Origin of the sequence: Lutispora thermophila DSM 19022, from assembly GCF_900142105.1 — a bacterium.
GTDB lineage: Bacteria > Bacillota > Clostridia > Lutisporales > Lutisporaceae > Lutispora > Lutispora thermophila.
In genome coordinates this window covers 44,404-69,921 of sequence record NZ_FQZS01000017.1, presented here as the reverse complement: position 1 = coordinate 69,921, position 25,518 = coordinate 44,404, and the positions used below count along the sequence as shown (strand labels likewise).

Below are 25,518 nucleotides of genomic sequence, written 5' to 3'. Positions count from 1 at the left end.
TATAGTATAGAGTTTTGAAGATTTTAGTTTTTTCGAAGCCCCCACGTCACCATAATCTACATTACATAACTTATTTAGTATATACTAAATGCAAGAGAAGTAGCTGAAGCATTGGTAGCATATTTATTCTCAAGGCTTCCATCTAAATTTACTAAAAATGCTTTTGCAAATTGGATTGTGGTAAAACTCACAAATTTGACAAATTCTATACAGGATACATATGTGGAAACATGGGTAACTAAAAGCTGGAGTGATTATGATTTAATGTATAAGTACTATACAACAATAATCCACTATTCCGATAACAATCTCAGTAAGCCACTTAGTATGCAATATTACTATAATGGTTTATACCAATACTAAAATTATAAAAGTGGAAGAATTTAGTTTGCTTCCACTTTTGCATAATATATAATATAAATATGAAATTATTACAAAAATAGTAAATAACCATGGAGGGGATTACTATTAAAAAATTAATTTTTAAACTATATATTGGTTTCCCATTAGCTCTACTAACAGTAATATTGTTATTTTGGCATAAATCATTAAATCTAAATAATTTAATTATCAGTTTCTTGATATATTATTCTTTTACGACTATAGTGATTTTAGCTCTAAATATCTTTAAATTTGAAAACATGCTTAGAAATAATCCCTATATAAATAAATATACCAACTTTACTTTTCAGTTAATTGCCATTATAGCTGGAATTATTATATATAATCAAAACAACAATATATATAATTATTTCTTTTGGGGCTTCATTGGTATAATGTTACCCTTAAGTGAGTTTATATTAAGTCATATGGATATAAAAAGTAACAATGTGTAAGTTGCTTATAAAAGTTATACAGAATTTAATGGGTGTTATCAATTGGTTTTGCCATTAAATTTTGAAGTGCTAATTCCTGAGGATGATTCAGTGAAGAAAAGCAGATGAAATCCTATGAGACCATCATGAGTAAGGAAGGTATCAAACTTTGGATGAATCGCTCCATACAAGTAGAATGAGCCTTTAGGGTACTGAAAAATGATTATGGTTTCAATGGATTTTTACACAAGGGAAAAGCAGCACGGAAACAGAATTTCTTCTGCTGTGTTTTGGATATAATATGAATAAGTTGCATGCAAAGATTCAGAATAAAAGATGTGGGAATCATTTGCATGAGATAAAAACAGCGTAAAAAGTTGATCGAGGCTCATAGGTTTATTAAGGTTACCCAAGAACAGGAAAACAGTGAGAGTTAAATCATCAATAAAATACTCTCACTGTTTTTTATAAATTTCAATGAAAAAGGGAGCGCACCTCCCTACTTTAGAAATAGTTTTGCGACACTCCCTTATAACCCTGCCCTTCCTTAAACTTCACATATTCTCTTCTTCTGCTGGGCTGATGTTTTCTGACATATTATGCATATAGCTCTTCCTCACGCACGCAGCTGCCAACACCAGATGTGCTTTTTATCTTACTTCTCCATTTTCCCATTTTAAAAGCTATGAAAGATATGATGGCACCCATGGACCAGGAAACCAGCAGTGAAATATACAATGCCTCAGGCCTGCCATTTGGATAGGCAGAACTTTTGGTAAGGGCAGCAAGCCCATAGGCTACAGGAATACGAAGGCCTATGGTGGTTATGATGGATATCCACATAGGAGTAACTGTATCTCCTGCTCCACGCATGGTTCCTCCAAGACACTGTGATATGGCAACACACAGATAACCTGCAGCAAGTATTCTCATCATCCGTACTGCAAGATCAATTAGCTCTGCTGTATTTGTGAATATGGCAAAAAGATAATGGCCAAAAAATAGCAATATGACAGTAACAACTCCGGAGAAAGTCAATGCCAATATGCTGCCCTGCTTAACCCCGGAGGAGACACGGTCCAGCTTTCCTGCGCCCACGTTTTGTCCCGTATATACACTCATTGCATTTCCAAAAGACATATTTGGCATCATGGCGAAACCGTCAACCCTCATGATTATTACGCTACATGCTATAACCAGCTCTCCCAAGCTGTTGGTAAGAGATTGCACAACCAGCATTGAAATTGACATTATACCTTGGGTGACTCCAGAGGGTAAACCGATTCTAATGATGTTCTCGAAGTATGCACGTTTCAGCTTCAAGGTTTCAAAGTTTAGATCGAATACATCTCTCATACCCGAAAGCTTTATAAGACACATAATTGCAGATATTCCTTGGGCGATAACAGTGGCTAAGGACACTCCTGCAACTCCCATTTTATACCTTGCAACAAATAGAATGTCCAACCCTACGTTTAGTGCCGCAGCCACCAGTAGAAATAGCAGAGCAGAAAATGAATCTCCCATCCCTCTCAGTATGGCTGAAAACATGTTATAGAAAAAGAAGCCTGCTATTCCAATGAAGTATATATTAAGATAGCTGGCACACCAATCTATGATTGAAGACGGTGTATTTAAAAGGCGCAGCATTGGCATTGTTATCAAAGGTCCTATAACCATAATTATAAGTGTCGCTATTCCTGCAAGGGTTATGCAGTTTCCTATATATCTTGACAAACCTTCCCTGTCCTTGGCTCCAAAGCTTTGGGAAATTGTTATACTGGCTCCGGTAGCAAGTCCAACAAACACTGCGAGCAGCAAATTAAGTATGGGGGATGCACTTCCAACTGCGGCCAGGGCATTATCCCCCACATATCTTCCTACTATGACAGAGTCAGCAGTGTTATACAACTGCTGAGCTATATTTCCTATTATCATAGGCACCGCAAATTCCATAATACGTTTCCATGGGACCCCCTCTGTCATATCCTTTACTGAAAATAAACTCTTCAAACTCATACCTTAACTAGTCCTCCATTATTAATTATATAAATTGCTTTGTAAAGGGCTTTTATAGTGAAGTTTAAATCTCCACATTTTTAACTTCTTTTTATATTTTAGCAATAATTAAGCATAATTGACATAAAAACTTGAATAATTCCCATTAGAGATAACAAAAGTGAACTCTGCCACAACAGGCCAACTAAAAGATATCCCTGCGATAAAGTAGGGTGCCTAGAACCATAATTCCAATTAAAAAATGTATGAGGCTTCTTCTGACTGGCTAATGTTTTCGTAGACCTCTCTCACAATTTTCAGGCCTTTATTCAGAACTTCAATTCCTGGCGGTGAGCTAATAGATATCCTGACTGCGTTAATCCCAAAGTTCTCACTTACACAGAAACGTTCAGAACCATAAACATTTACTCCTCTTTCCCGACACATCATCTCAAAAGCTCTTCCTGTACAGCCTTTCGGAAGATGTAGCCATTTATAAAAGGCTGATTTGATATCCCCAGAAGGGATCTCAGGAAAGTACTGGCAAAAAATCTCATTACGCTTAAGAGCTTCCTCTTTTTTACGGGAGGCAATTTCTTCGTAGATTCCGCTAAAGATCATTTCCGTAGCTATTTCTACATTCAATGAAGGAGTCTTTAAATTTACATTATAGATAGCATTCTCTAACTGCTTACGCATTCTTTCCGGAAAACATATATATGCTACTCTAAGTCCGGCACATAATGCCTTAGACATGCTGTTTATATAAACTGACTGTTCCGGAATATTTACTGAAATTGGCTGTTGCTTATTATCAGATAAAAATGCATAGGTATCATCCTCAATTAGTATCAGATGGTACTTTTTTATTATTTTTGATACTTCGGCTCTTCGCTCATAGCCCATCACAATGTTGGTGGGATTGGCGCAAGCTGGCATCAAGTAAATTCCATTAATCTTGCTATTCCTACATGCCTGCTCCAGTGCATATGGAAGTATTCCATTTTCATCGCCTTTAAGACCAATAAGCTGAATATTAAGCATGTTTGCAAGACCGATAAAATTCGGATAAGTAAAAGCATCTGTTGCAATCTTGTCTCCTGGCTTAAATAATGACATAAGCACCAGTGCCAGAGCATTTTGTGCTCCTGATGCCATATATATGTTTTCCCTGGGGACATCCATACCATGAAGGGAAAGCCACCTTTTGGCTGCCTCCTGCTGTCTTGGTGTACCTAGAGGATAGGAATACTCAAATAGGGTATGTGATTTGGGTGCTTTTAATATCTCCGATGCTATTTGGGATACTATTACGTTATACTCATAAAACGGAAGAGTCTGACCCATCTCTATCATCCCCTCCCTCTCCTCTGTGACTATCGTCTTATTTACACAACCATTTGTTACAAATGTTCCTCTGCCAACCTTTCCATATATAAGCCCCTTTTCTTCACAGATCTTGTATGCCTTGGTAACAGTGCTTAGGCTTAGATCAAGAAAATCCGCAAGCTCCCTCTGAGGAGGCAGCATAGTGTTTTCTGCCAGTATTCCATGAACAATGTCATTTTCTAGCTTAGCAGCAAGGGAAGCATAGTATGGATAAGTCAGTTCTTCTCTATCTGGTTTCCAGGACATAGGATAATGTTCAAAAGAATTGTACGGCATAACTACCTCCTAGAATATTGTATTCAGTACAATTTTTAGCTTGATTCAGTATTATAATTAATATTAACATTAAATCAACAATACAATACTATATCAAATTGTACTGTATTACAAGGCAAAATTTTTAAGGAGGTAGTCTTTGATGAATAAAAAATATGTTAGTCCCATACTTAACAATATAAGAATTACACCCATTTTAGAAGACCTTTCCCTTGCTGCAGATTTTGCCAAGGAATACATCGAAGCAAGTAACACTATGAGGGTTTTCCCTAAAGAAGAAGATATTGCAGCTCTTTCAGTATTTGATTCACCGCTATCCAATACACCAACTAGTATAAATGAAATACTAAAAAAGCTTCATCAATATGGTTCAAAAGCTACAGTTGCACAAACTGGCGGAAGATATTTCGGATTTGTTAATGGAGGTATACTGCCATCATGCCTATGTGCGAAATGGCTTTTGGATGTGTGGGATCAGAATCCTGCCATGTTCGTTATGTCCCCCATAGGAGCCAAGCTTGAAGAATTATGTGAGAAATGGCTCATCCAGATTCTTGGCTTACCGGACGAAACTGTAGCAGGATTCGTGAGCGGAAGTTCCACAGCAATTATCTGCGGACTCGTGACTGGACGCAATTATCTCCTTAAAAAGAAAGGATATGATGTGGCTGCAAAAGGTCTTATAGGTGCCCCTCAAATTAAGATAGTATTAGGCGAAGGAGCTCATTCCACAGTATTAAAAGCCCTTTCAATAATCGGCCTTGGATACGAAAACATTATTAAGGTACCTATGGATTCTCAAGGCAGGATTTGCGCTGAAAAGCTCCCTATAATAGATGACTCCACCCTCCTCATACTTCAAGCAGGTAACGTGAACAGTGGTGCCTTTGATAATTTTGAGGAAATATGCTTGAAGGCCAAAGAAAAGGGAGCATGGATACATATAGACGGTGCCTTCGGTTTATGGGCAGGGGCAAGCCCAAAGCTATGCCACCTTACAAAAGGCATAGAACATGCTGACTCCTGGTCTTTAGACGGTCACAAAACACTTAATACCCCTTACGACAATGGCATAATTCTTTGTAGACACAGGGATGCGCTCATCAATGCAATGCACATGACAGGCTCATACATCCAGCTTACAGAAGGAAAACGTGACAGCATGATGTACACAATGGAAATGTCCCGCCGGACAAGAGCAGCAGATCTCTGGTCAGCTCTTTGCGGACTTGGAAGAAAAGGAGTTGCAGAACTCGTGGAAGAGCTTTGTGCCAAAGCAACATACTTTGCTGAAGAACTTGAAAAAATAGGTTTTGAAATACTAAATGATGTTGTATTCAATCAGATTCTTGCGAGATGGAAAGACGACAAGCTTACTCAAGAGCTAATAAATAAGATACAAACTTCAGGTGTTCTGTGGCTTGGTGGCACCAAGTGGCTCGGTAAGACAGCCATGCGCATAAGCGTCTGCTCATATAAGACTACCTATGAGGACATAGATTTATGTATCGACGAGATAAAACGTCTGACATCATCGTTATAATAATGCTTGGAGCTAAAACTCTTTGTTAATTATTTAAGAATGATTAGTCTAAAAAACAGTCAAGAAACATTGATATATCACATTTTGAGCTGTTTTTACAGCTACTTATGATATGGTTCACCGTGTATTACTGAATACATGACTCTATTCTAATATACGATAATTTTCAATAAAGCATTAGATTTTAGCACATAGAACCTATGCTTTATTGCAACATTATCAAATGTATTTTTTGGTGCTTATACTATGCGATTTTTATTATAGCGCTTTTTTGGCACTTATACTATGCGATTTATCAATTTTATTATTTTTTGGCACTTATACTGTGAGATTTATTAATTTTTATAATTTGGGGCACGCATAGTGTGAGACTTTCCTATCTCTTGTTTGTTTTTGGCACTTATAGTGTGCGTTTTTTTTATCTTTTCTGTGCTAATAATTCTAATTTTCATATTCTCATCCTTACCAATAGTAGATATCAGAATAACAATGGGTAAGAGAACTTCAAACATTTTAAAATTTTTCAGTATTTTTCAAAAAATTTATGAAAAGATAGAATTTGTCTTACCCATTCTCAAAATAAATCAAAAAAATAAAGACTTTTTTATAAAATCTTTAATTTTATTTTGCCAACTTCTTAAGAGCCTCTTCGTTTTCACATATGATAATATTCATAAGGCTTTCTATTTCTTCCTGCTCTTTTGTTTTTGTATTTTTAATATAATCCTTTGCTTCTTTCTCATTTTCTTCAGTCAGTTTTTTCAACTTCCTTTTATCTTTCAAAATTATATCCTCCACTTTGCTATTTATCTATTATTAGATTGCCTCTTGTATGCATTTACAATTTTTATGATATAATCTTTAACAAAAGGTAACAGTTTAATTATCTTTAATTTTCTCTTCTTCCCTACAGTATTTTTTAATAGATACTGCTTTGAAAAGAATTATTATTAGAAAAATTATTAGAAAAATTATTAAAGACAATTATACTAATTAAATTGTTTTAAATTGTTTCTCCTCCATGTATAGTGTTTTAAAATTGTTTCTCTATATAAATTATATAGATTAAGTCCGTTTCTAATTTACTTTTCTTTTCTATTTTCTATTAAGAAAAGCATTTCTAAAATCGGTTTGTTTTATTAAAATAATTTTCTTTATCTTTCAATTATTTCCCCCTACATTTACTAAGTTCTGCTTAATAAATTCCTCGTTGGTAAAATGTGTGATAACACAAGGTACCATTGGAATATTAAATAACTTTGCAGTAATTAATCGTGTTATCCCTGCTACCAGGGAATACTTACCATTTTCTAGTGGTCTTACTGCAATAGGATATGAAATCTCTTGAGATTCTGCTGCAGTGCGAAATAATGTACCAAAATTTAAACTGTTGCAATTTAAATGAATTTCCTCCGTAATAATTATGTCGTGCGTATCGATATATACTATCTCATGCTGCCTTTCTATGTACCACTTGAAATCCGCCTTATTCTTATTACTTTTCCACGGTCTTCCTATATTAAGGATTTCTTTTACTTCTCTGTTTTCAGAAACATCAACTGTCTCTTTGAATACAAAATCTTCATTATTTTCCGCTTCCAATATATGTACGCTGTTCTTCTTGCAGAATTGCAGTTTTCTTGCATAGTTGGCAAATCCATGAACTACTTTGTTTTGACTGTCATCCTTAGACGTTTTGCTAAAGCGTATCATCACCATATCCCCGATTTTCTTAACAAGGCAAGACAATATAAACCATTCTTTGGTACATTTTATTACAACCCTGCCATTTTCCTTTTTCCATTGGCAAGAATCCCATATCTTGTATTTTTGGCTGCTGAAAACTTCCACTATGGAAATTTCATCTGTCACAATCTCTATTTCTTTATCTTCAAGGCTCATATCAATATACAATAAATATTGCAGTGCATGTATTATAGCCTGCAATTCTGCTTGTATATTTTTTTTACACTTTAGATTTGTATATCCAAGTATTTTATTTTTACCAGGATTAATTATTAAAAAACTTATTCCTGCTTTGTTTTTCTGAAAAGAACCATCTGTATAAATTTTTATATTTATCATACGTTTATCTTATCCCTCAAAATAATAAATTACCTTTGCGATTTTAACTATTATTCATCCAATAGTTCTTTTAAGATTGTTTTAGATTTCGGAGGTAAAATTTTAATTAAGTGCTTCAGCCCGATGTTGTATATAAGGGCAATTATCATATTCTCCCGTTCCCGTAAGTCCGCCAGCGCTTGTCCATCAAAAAGTTCTAATTTGCCTTCATAAGGCGTGTGCTGTGCCCACTGTTCACAAGTGAGCCTCTGCGGTTCTGCCTGTGGCACCAGTTCTTCTTTATCTTCCTCTGGCTCAAAATACTGAAGTGCATTTTCTACCCATTTTATAAATTCTTTAGTTTCTGGGATTTTACCACCATTTTCTGCTATTTTCTGGTTTACAGCGTCTTCTGCTATTTCTCTAATGTCTTCTTTGCCAGCAAAAACCCTCAAAACAGCATTTTCAGGTAACTCAATCATCTTCAAAACTTGTTTCACACTGAAACCCATTCCTTTTAGTCTCTTAACTATTTGCAGTGTGCAAGACATTTCTGCTATTATTTCTGCTTTTTTTAGATGTTCTTGCAGTGTATTGTCAAAAGCATCCTTCATATCTCCTTACCTCTTTTCTTTCATATTTTTATATATAATTGGCATTCACAGTATTTTTTTCATTTATTATTTCAATAATCCCGAAAAATCTATTTGATAAAATAAAGTCTTTGCCTTGCCTCATTTCCACCTATATACGAACATATCTTATTTATATAATATAACGGCAACATGACTGGTTATCTTCTCCAATATATGTTTCTTTTATTATATAATCTTTTTCATGAAGAATATCTGCTAACTTTGATATTAAATTAGGTTCTTTACCAATTAATAATCCAATCTCTGCTGGGCTCTTCCTTATCTCACCTATGCCACCTGCTAAATAGCATAGATAGGAATATAATTTTATTTCTCCGTTTTTAAGTTTCTTTGTTGTGTTATAAAGCATATTATTTATCACGCTTGCAGAAAAAGGTGTATAACCTTTATTTGCTGTGTGATTTTTATTTATGCTATAAGTGGCTTTTTCGTATCTTCTGCGGTTACCCGCGTGCTTTTTGACTAAATCAAACTGTATTAAATATTTAATGCTACGATAAAATGTTGATTTGCAAATACTGGCAAATTCCATAATCTCATCAATTCGCCATTCTTTATTTCCAGCAAGTTGCTCTTGGAGTTTCATAGAAAAATACAGTTTAATAGCCTCATCACTTAACAAATGGTAATTTAAGAAAAACTGGTTAGGTATTAATATTTTTTTAAAATATGACTGGAGAATATGTTCCAGAAGGACACTATCAATTATAACAGCCCATTCTTTTTTAAACTCGGTATCATCTGACGATTTCATAATTCCCCTTATAACACGCAAATACCAACTACAGTTACCTATCAGTTTATAATATTTAAATGGCTTAAAATATAATTGAAAAATTGCTTTTTTTATTTGTTGATTAATAGGTACAGAATCATCAAGATTAAGTAATTCCCTAATTTGATGAAAATTAAAAGTTATTCTGTCATCTCCTCGGTTAATTTGATATCTCCCTAGATATAAAATAGCAGTTAAAGTTTTTAAATTAAAGTCTGCTTCACTTAAGTCAATCTTTTTATCCCATATTTGTTCTAAAAAGTTTTCAAAATTTGTATTAGCCATAATACGTCCTCTCCTTTCATTAAGGCATATTATATCACATGAAAAAATTGACTTTTTTAAGTCTAAAATGGTAATTTGTTTTCTCTTAGGAAAACACATTTGCAAGTAAAATAAAAATACTATCAAAACACAAGCAATTGCCTGGTTTTTTTTACATTGTCTAGATTTTTGTGTTTTTCTCAAAAAATTTATTAAAAATTTTTTACATAAAAATAAATAGCCCTTACCCATAAGGTAAGAGCATTTTAATTTAGCATTTTGAAAATAAAAATAAAATATAAATTCTCCTTCAAATACGTTTTGTTACAAACATACTACCAGTTTGTTGTTTGGAACAAAAAATAGATACCTGCCATACTACTCTTTTATTTTGCCCCTGATTACATCTGTAATTTCTGCCAATAAATCTAAACTATCTTTTATGTTTATTAAAAACTCAGCCGAAGTAGTGTAATTTCCAACTGACATTGTTATAGTTTCAGAACCGTCTGGATTTTTTGTCCTTGTAAAGCCTGAATCTATTTGATTTGGTCTATAATTATGAACAATATTATTGCGGAACCTATTTATCTGTTTAAAAACAGGGTTATCAGGCAATGACTTCAAGTAGTCAAAAAGTTCTTTATCTTTTTTCTCAAGTTTTGTTAAAACACTATTTCTGAACCCTGATGAAGGTATAATATCAAGTTTGTATTTTATATTTATAATGTGATAAACAGTATCGATTAATCCTTCAAACCTTGTGTAATAACTATCAACGTAAAAACTGAACCAATATAAGATTCCATAATGTTTCTTTTCAAAATGAGGGAAATATACTATGGATTCTCCATTATTTCCGGGTGACTTGTACCATTCTTCATCGGGGATACCTGCATCATAATAGAATTTTAACAACGTATAGTTAACAATTAAATCAAATACCCTGTTGTTAAATTCTTTTAGCCAATAATGCATTTGGACTCTGTAATATCCATCTACAAAATCTGAAAGGTTAAATTTAACCGTATTATTATCTAAATAAATCCTATTTATAACGTCTGCTTTGTCCCCGCATATGTTCATCCATTCTTCTTTGGCAGGATACTTGGCATAATCATAAACATCAATCATAAAAACCATCCTTTGGCTTTAATAATTTATTAAATTATTAATTCGCTAAATATCATTAAATTTCCTTTATTACGGAGGTATTTTATGGTTGCGGAAATAATTAATTAACAACTTTTGCCACGCACAAATCTTTCCAGATAATATAACCTATATAAATAGAAATCACTTTCCTTAATTTTATTTAATTTTATTTCAATTTGTTATAAATAGTATAACGTATTAAACAATTTATGCGTAGCATGAAAATAAATTTGTAGTAAATTTGCAGTAATTAATATATAAAAAAGAATCTGTTGTCAAAACAGATTCCTTTTTCTTATATAATCTTACCTTTTAATTGAATCCTTTTTCCTTTGCCACCAGAAGGATATGTCCATCGGAATGGAGTTCCGAAATGCCCGTCATTAATTTTTAAGATATTGTCTATGTACTCATCCAATTTATGAATTTTAAATTCTGATGTTTCATTTTGATATGTTATTATATAATCAGCCCACTGTGTTTCGGGGTTCCCGTCCCCGCCAACACCGCCATATACCCACAATGATAATCTTCTGTTATATTTTGGCATTTCCTTCTCTAAATATTGGGTAAGTTCTTTGCCAAGGGCTTTCATACCGCCAACTTCCTGGAATAATTCTAATGTCTGTATTAACTTTTTATCTGTTATTTCTAATACATCAATAAATTTGTCAACAGGATATTCATGTACACTTACCCAATCACTGCTCGTTCTTTTACAACTAAAAGTATAATTTTTAGTGCTTTCATCGTTAAATGTTACTATAAGTAGCACGTCTGTTTTAGGTTTGCCTCCAGAAGGCAACAACTCAATATCCCTTGTAGCACTTATTTCTTTTATAACAGCAGGGTTAGTAACATTAATACTATCCATTATTTGTTTAAAATACGGAAAAAATAATCCTGTTTCAAGTTCATCAATATTAGCCCATTTTGCAAAGTTTTTCTGGTTGTTAAGAATTACTTCTATCTGTTCTTCAAAATTAAGTCCTTGCAATGCTTTCTGTTGCCCTGTAATCATGCCACGAAGATGCTTCTCTTCAACCATCGTGTAAAATTCTGTTTGACTAACTACATCATCTATGGCAGAATAGATTTGATTATTTAGTATTTTATTATAGTAAGATATTGCATTATTTCGCTCTGTATCAGAAATATCATCAGGATATACAATAATTGATTTTGTTATTTCATCTTTTACTTTTTTAATATGATATGCATTCCATTGTTGGATATTTATTCTGTCTGTCCGTATTGATGTGGTAGAATGCACTATCCATTTTTCTCCATCTTCAAACTTAATTAAAAACTGGAAGTAGAACTGTTCAGGATTAATATCCCTGTAACCAGCCCTGATAGGAGTCTGATATTCTGTTATATAACCTTTTTTCTTTAAGAATTCAATTAATTCATTCAGGCTCATCTTGCCAAAATTGCCATGAATTGTTTTAGATGTATTATTATCACTCATCTTTACACCTCCCTTTCATGTTTTTACATCATTAAGATTTTATCAAATAAGTATTAAAAAAGAAACCCTTAGTCATAAAACTAAAGGTTTCTTTTTGTTTCTCTTACTTTTTTGGTTATCTTCAGCATTTCATTTATTGAATTTCTTAAATCTTTATCTTGTTTATCCCACCATTCCCAGAATGCATCTTCAAGAATTTGATTTTGGTTTTTATGCAGAATTGTACTAAGATATGACAATGTGTCTGCTAATTCATCAGTTAAAGTAAGTGTAATTTTCTTTTTCATACTACACCTTCATCCTGTATGGGTCTGTCTGGGAATATGGAATTAAGAGTCTTCACAATTTCCTTTGCTATATTATAAGCAAGTAGCGGTGGGATAGCGTCTCCTATCTGTTCATACCTGTCCTGTTGCGGGTCACTATGGAATTTTACATATGGCCCCATAAAAATATACCAGTCAGGGAAACTTTGTAATCTTGCGACTTCCCGTGGAGTCAAAGCCCTGTTTAAACGGGGATGTATCATTTCATCAAGACAGTGAGATGTTACTGTAAAACTTGGTTCATCTTCTTTTAGTCTCCTGTTTCTTGCTGAATAAAGTTTTTTAGGGAAGTACTTTTCTATTAATTCGGTTTGATTGTTTTCCTTTAGCCTTTCACATGCTGACTGCATATTTTCTCCCTGTTTTATCAAAGACATACGCATTCTCATGCTTTCTCTATGATTTACTGCTTTATGGCTGCTAATGGTACCAGGATTATAATTTAAATGGGCAGGGGCAGGTTTACTGATACCATGCATGATTTTCAAAAATTCTAACCTTGTAGGATTTGTAACAGTATTGATATCAAAATCATAAACTTCCGTTTCTTCCCCTGAATCTATTTGAGGCAAATCCAAAATCGCATCTGCAACTGTTACATATGGATTTTCTGCACCTAGGCCATGCGTAGGGGCAGGATAATTAAACCGTGCATTCCCATATTTTTCATTTATGGCAACAAGAAATAAACGTTCACGGTTTTGTGGTACTCCATAGTCAACTGCTTTTAAAAGGACTGTATCCTTATCCCTGCTCACTAATCTATATTTAGGAGTATTCTCTAATTTTCTTTCAAATTCATCACATATTGCCTCATACATTTTCCCAGGAATTCCATTTAATTTTTTTGAAAATAAACCTTTTACATTTTCAAATAAAATCATCGCCGAATCAACTTCTCTTGCGATTCTTAATATATTCATAAATAGATAATTCCTGTCATCATCTTCTTTTCTGTCTCCAGCCATGCTGAAACTTTCGCAAGGGGCACCCCCTGTTACGATATCCACGGTATTAACACCAAAGCGTTTATTCAAAATCTTTTTTATTAAACTACCATCAACTTTATTTATGTCACCATGTATCAGCAGGGTTCTGTCATTAGGCTTAAAATAGGAGTCAGCATTCTCAAGAGTACCGTTTAGATATTTCTCTAATTCAAATATATCAGCCCCATGAGTTGCTGCATAAGTCTGAACTGTCCAGTCACTCCACTCAACCGCAATCAATGGCTTGATTCCAGCCCATTTAAAACCTGTGCATAAGCCTCCAGGGCCACTAAATAAATCTATTGATGTGTACATGCTAAGTCCTCCTGTGTTATGTAATATTACAGATAGATTTTACATCAAATTATTATCATTGTCAATAAATACATAATAATAACTTTATGTATTTCAATAAATATGTATTTCGGCATAATTGAATTTAAATAATATCTTAACTTTTTCTTACCAAGATAGTATAATTATAAAAAGTGGAGGAATGATATATGGATGTATTAACTCCTGAACAAAGAAAAAGGAATATGCAGGCTATTAAAGGAAAAGATACGAAAATTGAAATAATGCTTAGGAAAAAACTTTGGGAAAAAGGCTACAGATACAGAAAAAATTATAAAAACCTACCAGGTAAACCAGATATTGTATTTACAAAATATAAAGTTGCCGTCTTTTGCGATTCCGAATTTTGGCATGGATATAATTGGGAAGAGAAAAAGAAGCGTTTAGGTACAAATAGGGAATTCTGGATTCGTAAAATCGAAAAAAATATGGAAAGAGATAAAAGGGTAAATGAAGAGTTAATTTCTGATGGCTGGATAGTATTAAGGTTTTGGGAAAAAGAAATTAAAAAAAAATCTTGATGATTGTGTAAAAAAAATAGAAGAAGCGATACAACTAAGAAAACAAAGCAATAAATAAACCGCTATTGTTATAGCGGTTTATTTTAAAGAGTAATTTTACTATTTTCTTATTTCGTTTATTGATATTTTCTATAAAAAATCACATTTTCGCTTTACCAATCTCCTTTTCTTGTGAAGCAAATTTATAGAAAGTGTTTCTTTTAAGTCCAAGTATCTGCATGGCTTTTGTGGCTGTAATTTCACCATTTTTCCACTGTTTATAAATCTCATCAAAATTTTGGGGCTTTGGAACAGGTGGACGTCCAAATTTTATTCCTCTTCGCAAGGCTGCGTTAATTCCTTCTCTTTGCCTCTCCTTTATTTTTTTCCTTTCTTCTTCTGCAAGCCAGGATAGAATCTGTAACACTAAACTTGTAACCAATTCTCCAATTCCGTCAAGGTCTACATACTTCCTTGTATCCAAGAGTGGCATATCAAGAACTACGATATTAATTTTATTATCAACCAACCATTGCCACTCCCGTAAGATTTGTGCTTTGTTACGTCCCAATCTATCTAAAGAGTGAATAAAAAGTGTATCCCCAGGACGGATACTCCTTTTCAAGGCTTGCCATTCGGGACGATTGAAATCTTTACCTGAAGCCATGTCTAGATATATGTCTCTCTCGTCAATATGTTCATTTAGTTGTTTGATTGCGTCAAGTTGCCGATTTAAATTTTGTTCTTTTGTGCTAACCCTCAAATAAGCGTAATTTCTTTGCATAATTTAACCCCCAAATGAAAGTCAAATGAAAGTAAAGTGTTTACAAAAGTATACTTTTTTAAATTATGAAAATCAATATAAAATAGTGTTTATAAATGTTATAAATCTACTTGTTAAACATTTATAAAATATAATGTACTTTTACAAACATTGTAGCGCATAGAAATATAAAAGGCAGCACATAAAATACAGTTAATAATTACAATCTTCCAGTATTTATTTAATAATGCGTTATTTGAATTTACACTTCTGTAGCCAAAATTTTATTTAACCTATGTAAAATATATTATAATTTTCAAAAGTAGTGGGCTTAAAACCATATAACTGTTAAAAAGAGAAACAATAAGACCTTGCTTTTATAGTTAAGTTCTTATTGTTTCTCTTTTTATAAAAAAACTGTCTCAAAAATTTGATTTTTAAAATTTAGGAAATATAATGCCATAAAAAACTGGCATGGAGTCGCTAATTAAAGCGGAAAGTACTTTGTGCCAATACGTTTAAGTTAAATAAATATAGCCATGGTGTAGAAAATTACAATTTTCGTGAAACAAAACATTTAGTGACTCCTTCTGCAAAGGAGGAGTTAGTTACAGTGGAATTAAATATTGATATTAATAACCGCCCAGCATTAAATATTTCAGATTTTGATTTTTTATTAGTGTTTAAAAAACCAAATGAAAAAGTATACTTCAGACTTATTCAGGAAAAAAAGCATATAGCCAAAAACTTTGACTGCAAATTAACCGTTGATGACGAGTTAGAATATCCGCTTATTCAAAAGGTTTTTGAAAAATATCAGAAACAAGGATATGGCATTTATTTTGTAGTTAATTCTGGAGGTCATGAGAAGAAATCTATTAAAAGAATAAATGCCCACTTTATTGACATGGATTTTGGAAAAGTCCCTAAATTAATTAACGGGGAAGTTTTCAAAGACCCTGATGGTAAAACCGTTTATGAATACAGAAGTAAAACAGAAATAGAAAAATATAAAATTACTTTTTTAAAAAAACTAGAAACTTTTATACTTTCTCCAAATGTAATCGTAGAAACCAAAAATGGTTTTCACGTATATTGGCTTCTTGACCTTGACAAACCTCAAAATTTAGATGTATTTACTCCGCTTCAGGAAAAACTTATTTGTTATTTCTCTGCTTGTGAAGAAAGAAAAGAACATGCTGACATAAGTGTAAAGGATATAAATAGGGTGTTAAGGTTAATTAATTATAAACATTTAAAGAATCCTGATGAGCCTTTTTATATTAAGTGTATATATCTAAATACAAATAAAAAATATACTCAGGAAGATATTGCCAATGCAATAGGATGTAACATATCTGAACTGTTTAACGATAATAAAAGCAATAAAATAAAACCTATTTCAGTAAAGACTGAGGTAAACAATTCGCAGAACATAAACCGAAAAGTATATTCTTCCACAACTTTACCATACGAAGAAGTAATTCAATTTTTAAAGCAGCAAGATTTAATTAATTATCTAGGCATTGATGCAAAACCTGGAAAAAACTTTAGATGCATTTTTCATAATGACAATAACCCCAGTGCTGTTATCATAAAAAACAATGACGGGATATATAAGTACTTTTGCAATTCTCCTGCTTGTACTTGTTATAACGGCGGAAAAGGTGTTGATATAATTAATATAGTAAAAATTACAGAGAACAGCGATACTTCTCATGCTATAAAGAAATTAATGGAATACTTTAACATAAAAGTAGAAGATTCAACTTGGATAAATGTACAGAATAAAAAGTTTGAAAGAAACATAACGCATTTATGCCAACTTAGCGAAAGGAAAGGGGATTTTCCATATTTAAACCGCATTCTCAGGTTTGGACTTCCTATTCTATTAGATATTCTTAAAATCGGTAAAAAAAATATTGTTAATCGCTTTTTCTGCCTAAATGGAGATAGTGTTTTTTTCTTTTCTAACAGATACCTAGCAGGGGAAAAAAATAAAAGTGTCACAAATATAAATAAATATATAAACTTATTTTGTGCCTTGGGATTACTTAACAAAATCCCATATAAACATGTAAACAAAAATTTAAGGGCAACTGCTGTGCAAATTTCCAAGGCGAATGCTCAAAACGGAATTTCATTCTATACAGTACCTTACTATAGTGATGAGGTCTTTAAAACAGCAGATGAAAGGGCATTTGTTATGCTTCAATATAATTTCAGTATTACAGGAATGAGCAAAAAGTTTCTTGAAAACTGCTTCGGAGAAAATTTCGCAAATCAAATTTATTTGGTTAATGTAATAGATAGTGAAAAAAGTAGAAATATAAGAGAAGCAATTGAGTTATTCATACTTCATCAAATTAAAACTTATGGTTATTTTACTAAAGATATGATTCTAAATAATAAATTAAAAGTGGATAATAACTATATAAGACGTGGAGTAAAAGAATATGAATATAGAAAGGCTTTACCTGATATCATGCAAAAATACGACTTAATATATTTAAAGGCTAATAAAAATATTAATAAGAAATTAGGTATTAACACTAAAAAGTATCTGCTAATCCAAAGAAGCCTATTGGATGATAATTTACTAAAAAAGAAAACAAAATAAGACTGATTATATGGTCAACATTTATTATCAGGTATTATCTATGAACAAATATGCTTACCGTATTTTGGTAAGCATATTTGTTTAAAACTAAGTTTTGGAGGTATTCCGATTAATTCCTGCTTAGTGATGGGCATTTATTTACTATCAAAATATTATTCTTAAAGTCAAGTATAATTTTTAAATGAAGAATAAATAACAAGTAATCTTTTTAAAGTTACGAAAACATATTAATATAATTCCTATTATATCCCTTATATGCTTTATATGCTTCTGTAAATCGCTTTTCAAATTCCTCAAAATCTAAGCCCATATTTTTCTCTATAAAATCATCTATAAATTTTGATTCATCATCAATTTTGATTTCTTTTTCTAATTCTTTGAAATATTTATAAAACTTATCACTTTTGTTTGTTTTCTCAATTTCTTTGAGATACTCTTCTGCGTCCCCATAATACTGTTCAAGTAAATTAAGTTCCTCTTTCCTTTTTTCTTTTAAATACTCGTTAAACTGCTTGAAATCTTGCACTCCTAGAATTTTACATAACCCAAATGTGCTACTGTATTGATTATATTTAACCTCCTTTAAAGTCAGTCTCTTTGGGCCAAATTTCGCATTTGAAATAGTGTCTATTACAATTTTGCTGTAGACTTTCTCTAAAAGTTGCCTTTTTTGAAGAAGTGAAAGTGAATTAAAATACTCCTCCATATTTTCATACTCTTCTTGTTCCTTTGCCTCACTAAGTAACGCTTCTCTTCGCTTTTTTGCTTGAATTATCCTATTTTGTAGTTCCTCTTGAAATTCTTTCACTTCTTCAATCTCTTTTTCTGTTTCTTTTATCATTTTTTCTATACGATTATACTTCAAAGAGCCTTTTTCTTCTTCTAATTGAATATTAATTAAGTTATCTAATTTTGTTAAAAGTTTGCTTTCGTTTTTTTCAAGATTTTTAATTTCATCTTTAATTTTATTTATTTCTTTATCGAAAAGCATTTCTTCATTAGCACCATGTTGTTCCTTTAAATAATTTTGATATTCTTTAACTAATGTAAACGCTTCTTTAAGTCTTGTAAAAAAATCTTCCTTTATTAAATTGAAAACTCTTTCTTCCTGAACACTGTAGTACCCATCACAAAGATTTTTACCTGCGTTGTATGTTGAACATTTGTAATAAACTTTTGCAGGTTTTCTTGTACCATCAACCAATACGGGAGATGGCTGTAAACTTGAAGTCATTTTTCCACCACAATTCGGACAATGAAGTATATTTATAAACATCTTTTTGTGTGCATCAAAATACTCTTGTTTTGTTATAGATGACATTGCTTCTGCCATGTTGAGATTCTTTCGTATTTTTCTTCTACCTCGAAGCCTTTCAAGAGTTTCAAGAAAGAATTCTTCAGTGATGATTGCCTCATGATTCCCTTTTGGTAAGTCATAAAAATTAATATCGTATATGCTAGTTTTTTCCCATACTCTTACACCATTGTCTGTTTTTTTCTTTTGTTTTCTTTTTGCCCAGAATAGCCTACCCGCATACACGGGATTTTCTAAAATTTTTTGAACAGTAGCGGTTGCAAATTGTTTACCTTGCCTTGTTCGATAGCCGTTGAGATTAAGGTATTGTGCAACATTTTTTATACTGTATTTTTCATTTGTAAAAAGATGAAAAATTAGTTCTATGATTGGTTTTTCGTTTTTATCAATGACTAATTTCTTTTTTATATCTTTTCTTTTAGTGCTTTTTTCTTGATTTTTTTCTGTTAATACTTCATCAGTTTTAGCATTTATATAAATATAGCGATAACCAAGAGGTGCAGGGCCTCCATAATAATTTCCATTAGCGACAGACTTCTCCAGTCCTGCTTTTACACGTTCCCTCAACTGGTCGATATATAACTCGTTTAGCATGCTGTGTATTGAAACCATAATTTTTGCTGTTTGGCTATTTATATCCCCTTGAAATGCACCATCAACAGTAAATAATTTTAATTCCTTCTCCTTTAGAAGTCGGAAAATGTCTAAAGTATGACTTATAGAACGACTTATTCTTGATAAATCGAAACAACAAATACCTTCGATTTCGCTGTTTGGTTCTTGAATTTGCCTAAGCAATTCCTTTAGTTCATCACGCTGTTCTATCGTAGTTCCACTTATTCCTGCGTCCTCGAAGAAAATCATATCTTCTTCTTTGTAGCCTTGCGATTTAAGATAATAAACACATTTTTCTTTTTGAACAGCCAATGAATATCTGTCTTCTGCTGCTTGCTTTTCGCTTGAAACTCTCGTGTAAATTGCAATCTTACCCATATTGACTCCCTCCGTTCAGTGTTATGTCTTCCTACTTCTAAGCATAACACATACGATTTGGAGTCATGTATTAGCGATGATACGGTTCACCCTTCATAATTCTGTATCCTCTATATATCTGTTCCAGAAGAATTACACGCATAAGCTGATGGGGAAATGTCATAGGTGAAAAGGATAGCTTATAATCTGCCCTTCTCAAAACTTCATAGCTCAACCCCAACGAACCGCCTATGATAAAGGCAATATTGCTCTTTCCCCTTATGCCAAGGTCATTGATGAAATCCGAAAAGCCTTCAGATGAAAGCATTTTCCCATCAATAGCCAAAGCAACTACATAGGTATCATTTTTAATATGCTTCAATATTGCCTGGCCTTCTTTTTGCTTTACAGACTCTTCTTCTGCTTGGCTCATGGTTTCCGGAGCTTTTTCGTCAGGCACTTCTATTATCTCCAGTTTGCAATACTTAGAAAGCCGTTTGGAGTATTCCGAAACGGCTTCTTTCAAATAATTTTCCTTCAGCTTCCCCACTGTAATTATGGTTATGTTCATAAAACACACTCCCTTTGAGCTTTGAGAGATGATTCTTTCTAAAGAACAATGGCATAAAAAGAACCATCCTATCTATCCCCTAAGTGATACACCGAGAGCCGTCCCCAGTGTCCCTATTTGCCTTGAAGCACTGCTTCAGTTTCATATTCTTTTCCATTCCTCTGATATCTTATATCCACTGTATCGCCAGGCTTTTTATAGTATAATACGCTCCTTAGTTTCAGCATGGTGTTTACTTCCACATTGTCAATATGAGTGATTATATCGCCTTCTCTAAGTCCTGCACTTTCTGCCGCAGATCCTTTGATTATCCTATGTATATATAGTCCTGATTTGATCTCTATATCCGTGTCATAATATCCGACTATTTCTCTGTCTAATGTGTATATACCTAGATAAGGAGGATTAAATACTCCATCTTCAACAAAATGCTTTATAATAGGCTTTGTAACATTTATAGGTATGGCAAAGCCTAATCCTTCGGCAGAGGCTTTCACTGTGTTTATGCCTATTATCTGACCTTTGCTGTTTATAAGCGGCCCTCCGCTGTTTCCTGGATTTATTGCAGCATCTGTCTGTATCAAGTCTTCCATTATGGTATTCTGGTCTACCATTATGCTTCTGTTTAAACCTGATACTATTCCTTGGGTTACTGTCCTCTCGTATCTCAGACCAAGGGGATTTCCTATTGCTATGGCCACTTCACCCACTGTAAGTAAATCTGAGTCACCCAGTTCCGCTGTAGGCAGATTATTCGCTTGTACCTTTACCACTGCAAGATCCAATCCTGCATCCTGCCACAACACATTTCCTTCCAGCTCTCTTCCGTCAGCTAGAGAAACCGTCAATTTGGTTCTGCTATCTCCCACAACATGGGAATTGGTCAGTATGTATCCTCTCGGATCTACTATTACTCCTGAACCTACCCCTTCTGTGTATCTTGCTCCAAAGAAAATGTCTCTTTGCACTGTAACAGTGCTTATGCCTACAACCGTTGGCATTACCTTTTTGGCCACAGCCCCTGCTACATTGATATCTTCTGTTGTATTGATCACTATTTGCTGAGCTGTATCGCCACCGGTACTATTGGGTACAGGTGTATATTTCCCATATAGATATACGGGAGCCAAAACTGCCATTATAAATCCGCCGATTATGGCACCCATCAGACCAACTGCAAAATATGCCAGGCCACTGCCTCTTTTCCTTCTTCTGATGAATTCCTCAGGTGGATCATAATTATTGCTGTAATTATTCATCATATTCACCTTCTTCATAAAATTCTATTTACGAGAAAAGCTCCCATTGAAAATATTTTAATAACAATGAAGCTTTTCATGCAATGCCTTTTGGAAAAATATAAATTCAAAAAATTATATTTTTCCAGCAATATGAATATACGTTATAATTACTGATGCGAAACTACTTCTCCCATAGTCTTCCATTAATATGATATACTTCATACAGCTATATTATCCCTATTTTATATACGTCAAACTGAGAATACTTTGCTTATGGAACTTCTTGGAGCCACATCCAAAGTAACATCTCGCTGAACAGCGATACCTTTTTGCTCCAAAATACCTTTGACAGTTTCATATGCTAATTGAGGAAAGTTGTTTTCCTTGCTTAAATGTCCTAGCATTATCTGCTTTACTCCCAAATCTACAAGTTCACAGGCAGCATAACCCGAAGCTTCATTAGAAAGGTGGCCCTGCTCGCCCAATATTCTTCTTTTTAAAAAGTATGGATAACTTCCTACCTTCAGCATTTCTATATCGTGATTAGCTTCCAGCATGACAAAGGCAGAGCCTTTTAATGCTTCCCTAACGGTTTGACTGAAATACCCCAAGTCTGTAGCTAATCCCACTTTTTTGCTGCCAAAAGAAAAGGTGTATCCCACAGGATCAGCAGCATCATGAGAAATAGAAAAAGGTGAGACATATATATCATCTATATAAAATCCTTTATTGGTGTCAAAAATTCTTATATTTTCTGCTTTGACTTTGCCAACACTTCCGTCTAATGCTTCCCATGTTTTGCAGTTGGCATATATAGGCATGTTGAGCTTTCTTGACATGGCCCCTATGCTTTTTATATGGTCTGAATGTTCGTGAGTCACCAGTATGCCTTTTATGGAACTATTGCACACTCCTATATTTTTAAGACTCTCCAAAATTCCTTTGCAACTGATACCTGCATCCACCAGAAGACCTGAATCATCATTGCCTACATATATGCAATTTCCACTGCTTCCACTGGCAATGGAGCAAAATCTCAAGGTCATAAGTTATCCCCCTAACAAAAAAGGCGATAGGCCAAACTATGCGGTCTACGCCGAATTATAGTATACTAATCTTCTTCAGATATTCTCTTTATTTTGGCTCCTAATCCCATTAGCTTTTCTTCAAGTTTTTCATAGCCTCTTTCAATGTGGGAAAGATTGCTTATTATAGTTTCGCCTTCCGCAGATAATCCTGCTACTACCATAGCCGCTCCAGCTCTTAAATCCGTAGCACATACCGGTGCTCCTAACAATTTAGGTACACCTTCTATAACTGCAATTCTTCCTTCCACATTTATCTTGGCTCCCATTTTCTTTAGCTCATCCACATGTTTGAATCGACCGTCATATATGCTTTCATTTATTATAGCAGTACCATCTGCAACGGATAAAAGTACACTCATAGGTTGCTGCAAATCAGTAGGAAAGCCAGGATAAGGCATAGTCTTTATATTGACGGCTTTTGGCCTGCTGTTTGCAACTACTCTAAGAGAATCTCCGTTTTCTATGATATCAATACCCATTTCCTTCATCTTTGCGCTTATAGAGTCCAAATGGGTAGGTATAATATTCTTTATCAAGACATCCCCTTTTGAGGCAGCAGCGGCAATCATATAGGTTCCTGCCTCCATCTGATCAGGAATTATGGCATGTTCGCATCCTCCCAGCCTCTCTACACCTTTTATCTTTATCTCATCGGTACCGGCACCTTTTATATTGGCTCCAAGAGCGTTGAGGAAGTTTGCAGTATCAACTATATATGGCTCCTTGGCTGCGTTTTCTATCGTTGTTGTTCCTTTTGCCATACAAGCTGCAAGCATAATGTTAATAGTGGCACCTACGCTAACCACATCAAGAAATATGGAAGCTCCCACCAGCTCATCTGCTTCTGCCCTGATGATTCCGTGCTCTATGGTGATTTTGGCTCCAAGTGCTTCAAAGCCTTTTATATGCTGATCGATAGGTCTTACACCTATATCACAACCTCCAGGAAAAGGAACCTCCGCCTTTTTGAAACGACCTAACAAGGCTCCTATAAAATAATATGAGGCCCTCAGTTTCTTAGAAAGTTCAAAGTCTACCTTATATGTATTAATATTATTGCTATTAATAACAAGCTTGTCATGCCCTTCTCTTTTCACTTGGGCTCCTAATTGTACAAGAATATCTACAATATTGGCAACATCTTTAATATTTGGCAGATTTTTTATAGTACAAGTCTCTCCTGCAAGTATTGCCGCAGGCAATATTGCTACTGCTGAGTTCTTAGCGCCGCTGATACATACTTCACCTTTTAACGCATGGCCGCCTTCTATAATCAACTTATCCAATTGTTTCTACTCCTTATCCATTGTAGTTATGGTTATACACATAATTACATTCTATATTATATCATTATCAGAATTACTTGATAATATAATAGGTCTGAAAAACAAAAGGCTTCATATTAAAAATTTTTTATATTGAAGCCTTTTATCATTATACCATACTGTTAATATTTTGCACTATTTTTTAGTTTTTTTCAACTGTACCATTATAGGCATTTATGTATATATTACCCATATTGGTCTCCATCTTCCATACGGGTATTGCTGTTCCTTCCTCAACCTCTATTATATCAAACTCTTCCACCTGTTCTATATCTGTATCAAAGTAATAGCCTAAGCTTATATCATTAATCACCAGATCCTTTTTGCCTTCATCAGTTTTTTCTTCCATTTCTTCGGCTAATTCCATTAATGCTTTTATTGGATGTATTATGGCATTCTTATTCTTCCCATTATTCTCTACTTCAAACCATAAAATTTTCATATGGGCTATTCCCTCTTTTGTAACAAGAAGTTCTAAATGACTTTCATCCAGAAATGTACCTTTATAACTTTGGCTGCAGTTTATAATATAATACCCATTTTCAAGCTTTTTAGAAATGCTATATATATCATCATCATCTATGCCAATATTTTTTAAGAATACCTTCATATTCTTTAAGGCAGATTCTTCATCCATTGGCTCTTCCTTTTTTCTCAACAATTCCTTATTGGTATAGATCAACTGTCCATTTTTGTTAATTTCCACATATGATTTTTTATCCTCTAAAACAGTTCTGTCCTCATATGTCTTTATTGCTACATCTTTAGGAGAGTCAAAAAAAATACCTAAGGCATATTTACTATCAATATACTTGTACTTTACAGTAAGGGTTTTCTTTGGCAAACTGGCCTTAGGAATACGACACTTAACCCATATTCCTTGTTTTTCCAAATATTTTATTACTTCTTTTGCAGTCTCTTGATCTGCCTTGTTTCTTCTGACCAGATCCTCTGAATATAATTCATAAAACAGGAAAATATCTGCTATTAGGAAAAGAATAATCAATATAGTCTTTGCTCTTGACCAATTCATTGTATTCAACCCCTT

General features: G+C 33.5%; 20 protein-coding genes and 1 pseudogene. 4 read left to right on the top strand and 17 right to left on the bottom strand.

Features of this window, described 5'->3' with window-relative positions; all coding sequences use genetic code 11:
- Nucleotides 1–934: 934 nt before the first annotated feature.
- A pseudogene (locus BUB48_RS19290) lies at nt 935–1,188 on the top strand (transposase); the annotation flags it as partial.
- 224 nt (nt 1,189–1,412) lie between these two features.
- Here the strand turns inward: BUB48_RS19290 and BUB48_RS12535 are convergent.
- Nucleotides 1,413–2,834, bottom strand: a complete 1,422-nt coding sequence (locus BUB48_RS12535) for an MATE family efflux transporter (RefSeq protein ID WP_073026576.1) — start codon at nt 2,832–2,834, stop codon at nt 1,413–1,415.
- 234 nt (nt 2,835–3,068) lie between these two features.
- On the bottom strand, nt 3,069–4,478 hold the full coding sequence (locus tag BUB48_RS12530; protein WP_073026575.1) for an aminotransferase-like domain-containing protein: 1,410 nt from the start codon (nt 4,476–4,478) through the stop codon (nt 3,069–3,071).
- Nucleotides 4,479–4,620: 142 nt separating this feature from the next.
- Here BUB48_RS12530 and BUB48_RS12525 point away from each other — a divergent pair, with 142 nt between their 5' ends.
- Complete coding sequence (locus BUB48_RS12525) at nt 4,621–6,021, top strand: pyridoxal phosphate-dependent decarboxylase family protein (protein WP_073026574.1); 1,401 nt, start codon at nt 4,621–4,623, stop codon at nt 6,019–6,021.
- Nucleotides 6,022–6,642: 621 nt separating this feature from the next.
- On the opposite strand, the gene BUB48_RS18130 is transcribed toward BUB48_RS12525, so the two are convergent.
- From BUB48_RS18130 to BUB48_RS12490, 8 genes are all read right to left on the bottom strand, one after another.
- The gene (locus tag BUB48_RS18130) at nt 6,643–6,804 is read right to left on the bottom strand and encodes a hypothetical protein (protein WP_175548418.1); all 162 of its coding nucleotides are present in this window, start codon (nt 6,802–6,804) and stop codon (nt 6,643–6,645) included.
- A gap of 378 nt (nt 6,805–7,182) precedes the next feature.
- Entirely contained in the window at nt 7,183–8,106 is a 924-nt protein-coding gene (locus BUB48_RS12520) for a ribonuclease HI (RefSeq protein ID WP_073026573.1), read from the bottom strand.
- 50 nt (nt 8,107–8,156) lie between these two features.
- Nucleotides 8,157–8,699, bottom strand: a complete 543-nt coding sequence (locus BUB48_RS12515) for a hypothetical protein (protein WP_073026572.1) — start codon at nt 8,697–8,699, stop codon at nt 8,157–8,159.
- 151 nt (nt 8,700–8,850) lie between these two features.
- Complete coding sequence (locus BUB48_RS12510; RefSeq protein WP_073026571.1) at nt 8,851–9,801, bottom strand: hypothetical protein; 951 nt, start codon at nt 9,799–9,801, stop codon at nt 8,851–8,853.
- 357 nt (nt 9,802–10,158) lie between these two features.
- Complete coding sequence (locus BUB48_RS12505) at nt 10,159–10,914, bottom strand: Cthe_2314 family HEPN domain-containing protein (protein ID WP_073026570.1); 756 nt, start codon at nt 10,912–10,914, stop codon at nt 10,159–10,161.
- Nucleotides 10,915–11,230: 316 nt separating this feature from the next.
- Nucleotides 11,231–12,406, bottom strand: coding sequence for an MspI family type II restriction endonuclease (locus BUB48_RS12500; RefSeq protein ID WP_073026569.1), 1,176 nt, complete (start codon nt 12,404–12,406; stop codon nt 11,231–11,233).
- A gap of 80 nt (nt 12,407–12,486) precedes the next feature.
- Nucleotides 12,487–12,693, bottom strand: a complete 207-nt coding sequence (locus tag BUB48_RS12495) for a hypothetical protein (protein ID WP_073026568.1) — start codon at nt 12,691–12,693, stop codon at nt 12,487–12,489.
- Nucleotides 12,690–14,036 carry a DNA cytosine methyltransferase gene (locus BUB48_RS12490; RefSeq protein ID WP_073026567.1) on the bottom strand — a complete coding sequence of 449 codons (1,347 nt, stop codon included), beginning with the start codon at nt 14,034–14,036 and terminating at the stop codon, nt 12,690–12,692. Before BUB48_RS12490 ends, BUB48_RS12495 begins: the two co-directional genes overlap by 4 nt.
- Nucleotides 14,037–14,224: 188 nt before the next feature.
- Between BUB48_RS12490 and BUB48_RS12485 the strand changes: the two genes are divergently transcribed.
- Nucleotides 14,225–14,596: a very short patch repair endonuclease gene (locus BUB48_RS12485; protein WP_333782605.1), complete on the top strand. Its 372-nt coding sequence runs from the start codon at nt 14,225–14,227 to the stop codon at nt 14,594–14,596.
- Between the two features lie 139 nt (nt 14,597–14,735).
- Here BUB48_RS12485 and BUB48_RS12480 read toward each other — a convergent pair whose 3' ends face one another.
- Nucleotides 14,736–15,359, bottom strand: coding sequence for a recombinase family protein (locus BUB48_RS12480; protein ID WP_073026566.1), 624 nt, complete (start codon nt 15,357–15,359; stop codon nt 14,736–14,738).
- A gap of 592 nt (nt 15,360–15,951) precedes the next feature.
- On the opposite strand from BUB48_RS12480, the gene BUB48_RS12475 reads away from it, so the two are divergent.
- On the top strand, nt 15,952–17,958 hold the full coding sequence (locus tag BUB48_RS12475; protein ID WP_073026565.1) for a hypothetical protein: 2,007 nt from the start codon (nt 15,952–15,954) through the stop codon (nt 17,956–17,958).
- Nucleotides 17,959–18,172: 214 nt separating this feature from the next.
- On the opposite strand, the gene BUB48_RS12470 is transcribed toward BUB48_RS12475, so the two are convergent.
- The 6 genes from BUB48_RS12470 to yycI all read right to left on the bottom strand — a co-directional run bounded on the left by BUB48_RS12470 (nt 18,173) and on the right by yycI (nt 25,503).
- On the bottom strand, nt 18,173–20,266 hold the full coding sequence (locus tag BUB48_RS12470; RefSeq protein WP_073026564.1) for a recombinase family protein: 2,094 nt from the start codon (nt 20,264–20,266) through the stop codon (nt 18,173–18,175).
- Between the two features lie 70 nt (nt 20,267–20,336).
- A complete protein-coding gene (gene rlmH / locus BUB48_RS12465) occupies nt 20,337–20,816 on the bottom strand; it encodes a 23S rRNA (pseudouridine(1915)-N(3))-methyltransferase RlmH (RefSeq protein WP_073026563.1) in 480 nt (159 codons plus the stop codon).
- Between the two features lie 113 nt (nt 20,817–20,929).
- Nucleotides 20,930–22,078 carry a S1C family serine protease gene (locus BUB48_RS12460; protein ID WP_242944208.1) on the bottom strand — a complete coding sequence of 383 codons (1,149 nt, stop codon included), beginning with the start codon at nt 22,076–22,078 and terminating at the stop codon, nt 20,930–20,932.
- Between the two features lie 230 nt (nt 22,079–22,308).
- The gene (locus BUB48_RS12455) at nt 22,309–23,103 is read right to left on the bottom strand and encodes an MBL fold metallo-hydrolase (RefSeq protein ID WP_073026562.1); all 795 of its coding nucleotides are present in this window, start codon (nt 23,101–23,103) and stop codon (nt 22,309–22,311) included.
- A gap of 65 nt (nt 23,104–23,168) precedes the next feature.
- A complete protein-coding gene (locus BUB48_RS12450) occupies nt 23,169–24,431 on the bottom strand; it encodes a UDP-N-acetylglucosamine 1-carboxyvinyltransferase (RefSeq protein WP_073026561.1) in 1,263 nt (420 codons plus the stop codon).
- A gap of 181 nt (nt 24,432–24,612) precedes the next feature.
- Nucleotides 24,613–25,503, bottom strand: a complete 891-nt coding sequence (gene yycI / locus BUB48_RS12445) for a two-component system regulatory protein YycI (RefSeq protein WP_073026560.1) — start codon at nt 25,501–25,503, stop codon at nt 24,613–24,615.
- Nucleotides 25,504–25,518 lie beyond the last annotated feature (15 nt).

Coding starts and splice junctions, on each gene's coding strand:
- BUB48_RS12520 (WP_073026573.1), bottom strand. CDS start 8,106: ATGATAAATATAAAAATTTATACAGATGGTTCTTTTCAGAAAAACAAA.
- BUB48_RS12480 (WP_073026566.1), bottom strand. CDS start 15,359: ATGCAAAGAAATTACGCTTATTTGAGGGTTAGCACAAAAGAACAAAAT.
- BUB48_RS12525 (WP_073026574.1), top strand. CDS start 4,621: ATGAATAAAAAATATGTTAGTCCCATACTTAACAATATAAGAATTACA.
- BUB48_RS12495 (WP_073026568.1), bottom strand. CDS start 12,693: ATGAAAAAGAAAATTACACTTACTTTAACTGATGAATTAGCAGACACA.
- BUB48_RS12510 (WP_073026571.1), bottom strand. CDS start 9,801: ATGGCTAATACAAATTTTGAAAACTTTTTAGAACAAATATGGGATAAA.
- BUB48_RS12490 (WP_073026567.1), bottom strand. CDS start 14,036: ATGTACACATCAATAGATTTATTTAGTGGCCCTGGAGGCTTATGCACA.
- BUB48_RS12535 (WP_073026576.1), bottom strand. CDS start 2,834: ATGAGTTTGAAGAGTTTATTTTCAGTAAAGGATATGACAGAGGGGGTC.
- BUB48_RS12460 (WP_242944208.1), bottom strand. CDS start 22,078: ATGATGAATAATTACAGCAATAATTATGATCCACCTGAGGAATTCATC.
- rlmH (WP_073026563.1), bottom strand. CDS start 20,816: ATGAACATAACCATAATTACAGTGGGGAAGCTGAAGGAAAATTATTTG.
- yycI (WP_073026560.1), bottom strand. CDS start 25,503: ATGAATTGGTCAAGAGCAAAGACTATATTGATTATTCTTTTCCTAATA.
- BUB48_RS12530 (WP_073026575.1), bottom strand. CDS start 4,478: ATGCCGTACAATTCTTTTGAACATTATCCTATGTCCTGGAAACCAGAT.
- BUB48_RS12455 (WP_073026562.1), bottom strand. CDS start 23,103: ATGACCTTGAGATTTTGCTCCATTGCCAGTGGAAGCAGTGGAAATTGC.
- BUB48_RS12505 (WP_073026570.1), bottom strand. CDS start 10,914: ATGATTGATGTTTATGATTATGCCAAGTATCCTGCCAAAGAAGAATGG.
- BUB48_RS12470 (WP_073026564.1), bottom strand. CDS start 20,266: ATGGGTAAGATTGCAATTTACACGAGAGTTTCAAGCGAAAAGCAAGCA.
- BUB48_RS12485 (WP_333782605.1), top strand. CDS start 14,225: ATGGATGTATTAACTCCTGAACAAAGAAAAAGGAATATGCAGGCTATT.
- BUB48_RS12500 (WP_073026569.1), bottom strand. CDS start 12,406: ATGAGTGATAATAATACATCTAAAACAATTCATGGCAATTTTGGCAAG.
- BUB48_RS12515 (WP_073026572.1), bottom strand. CDS start 8,699: ATGAAGGATGCTTTTGACAATACACTGCAAGAACATCTAAAAAAAGCA.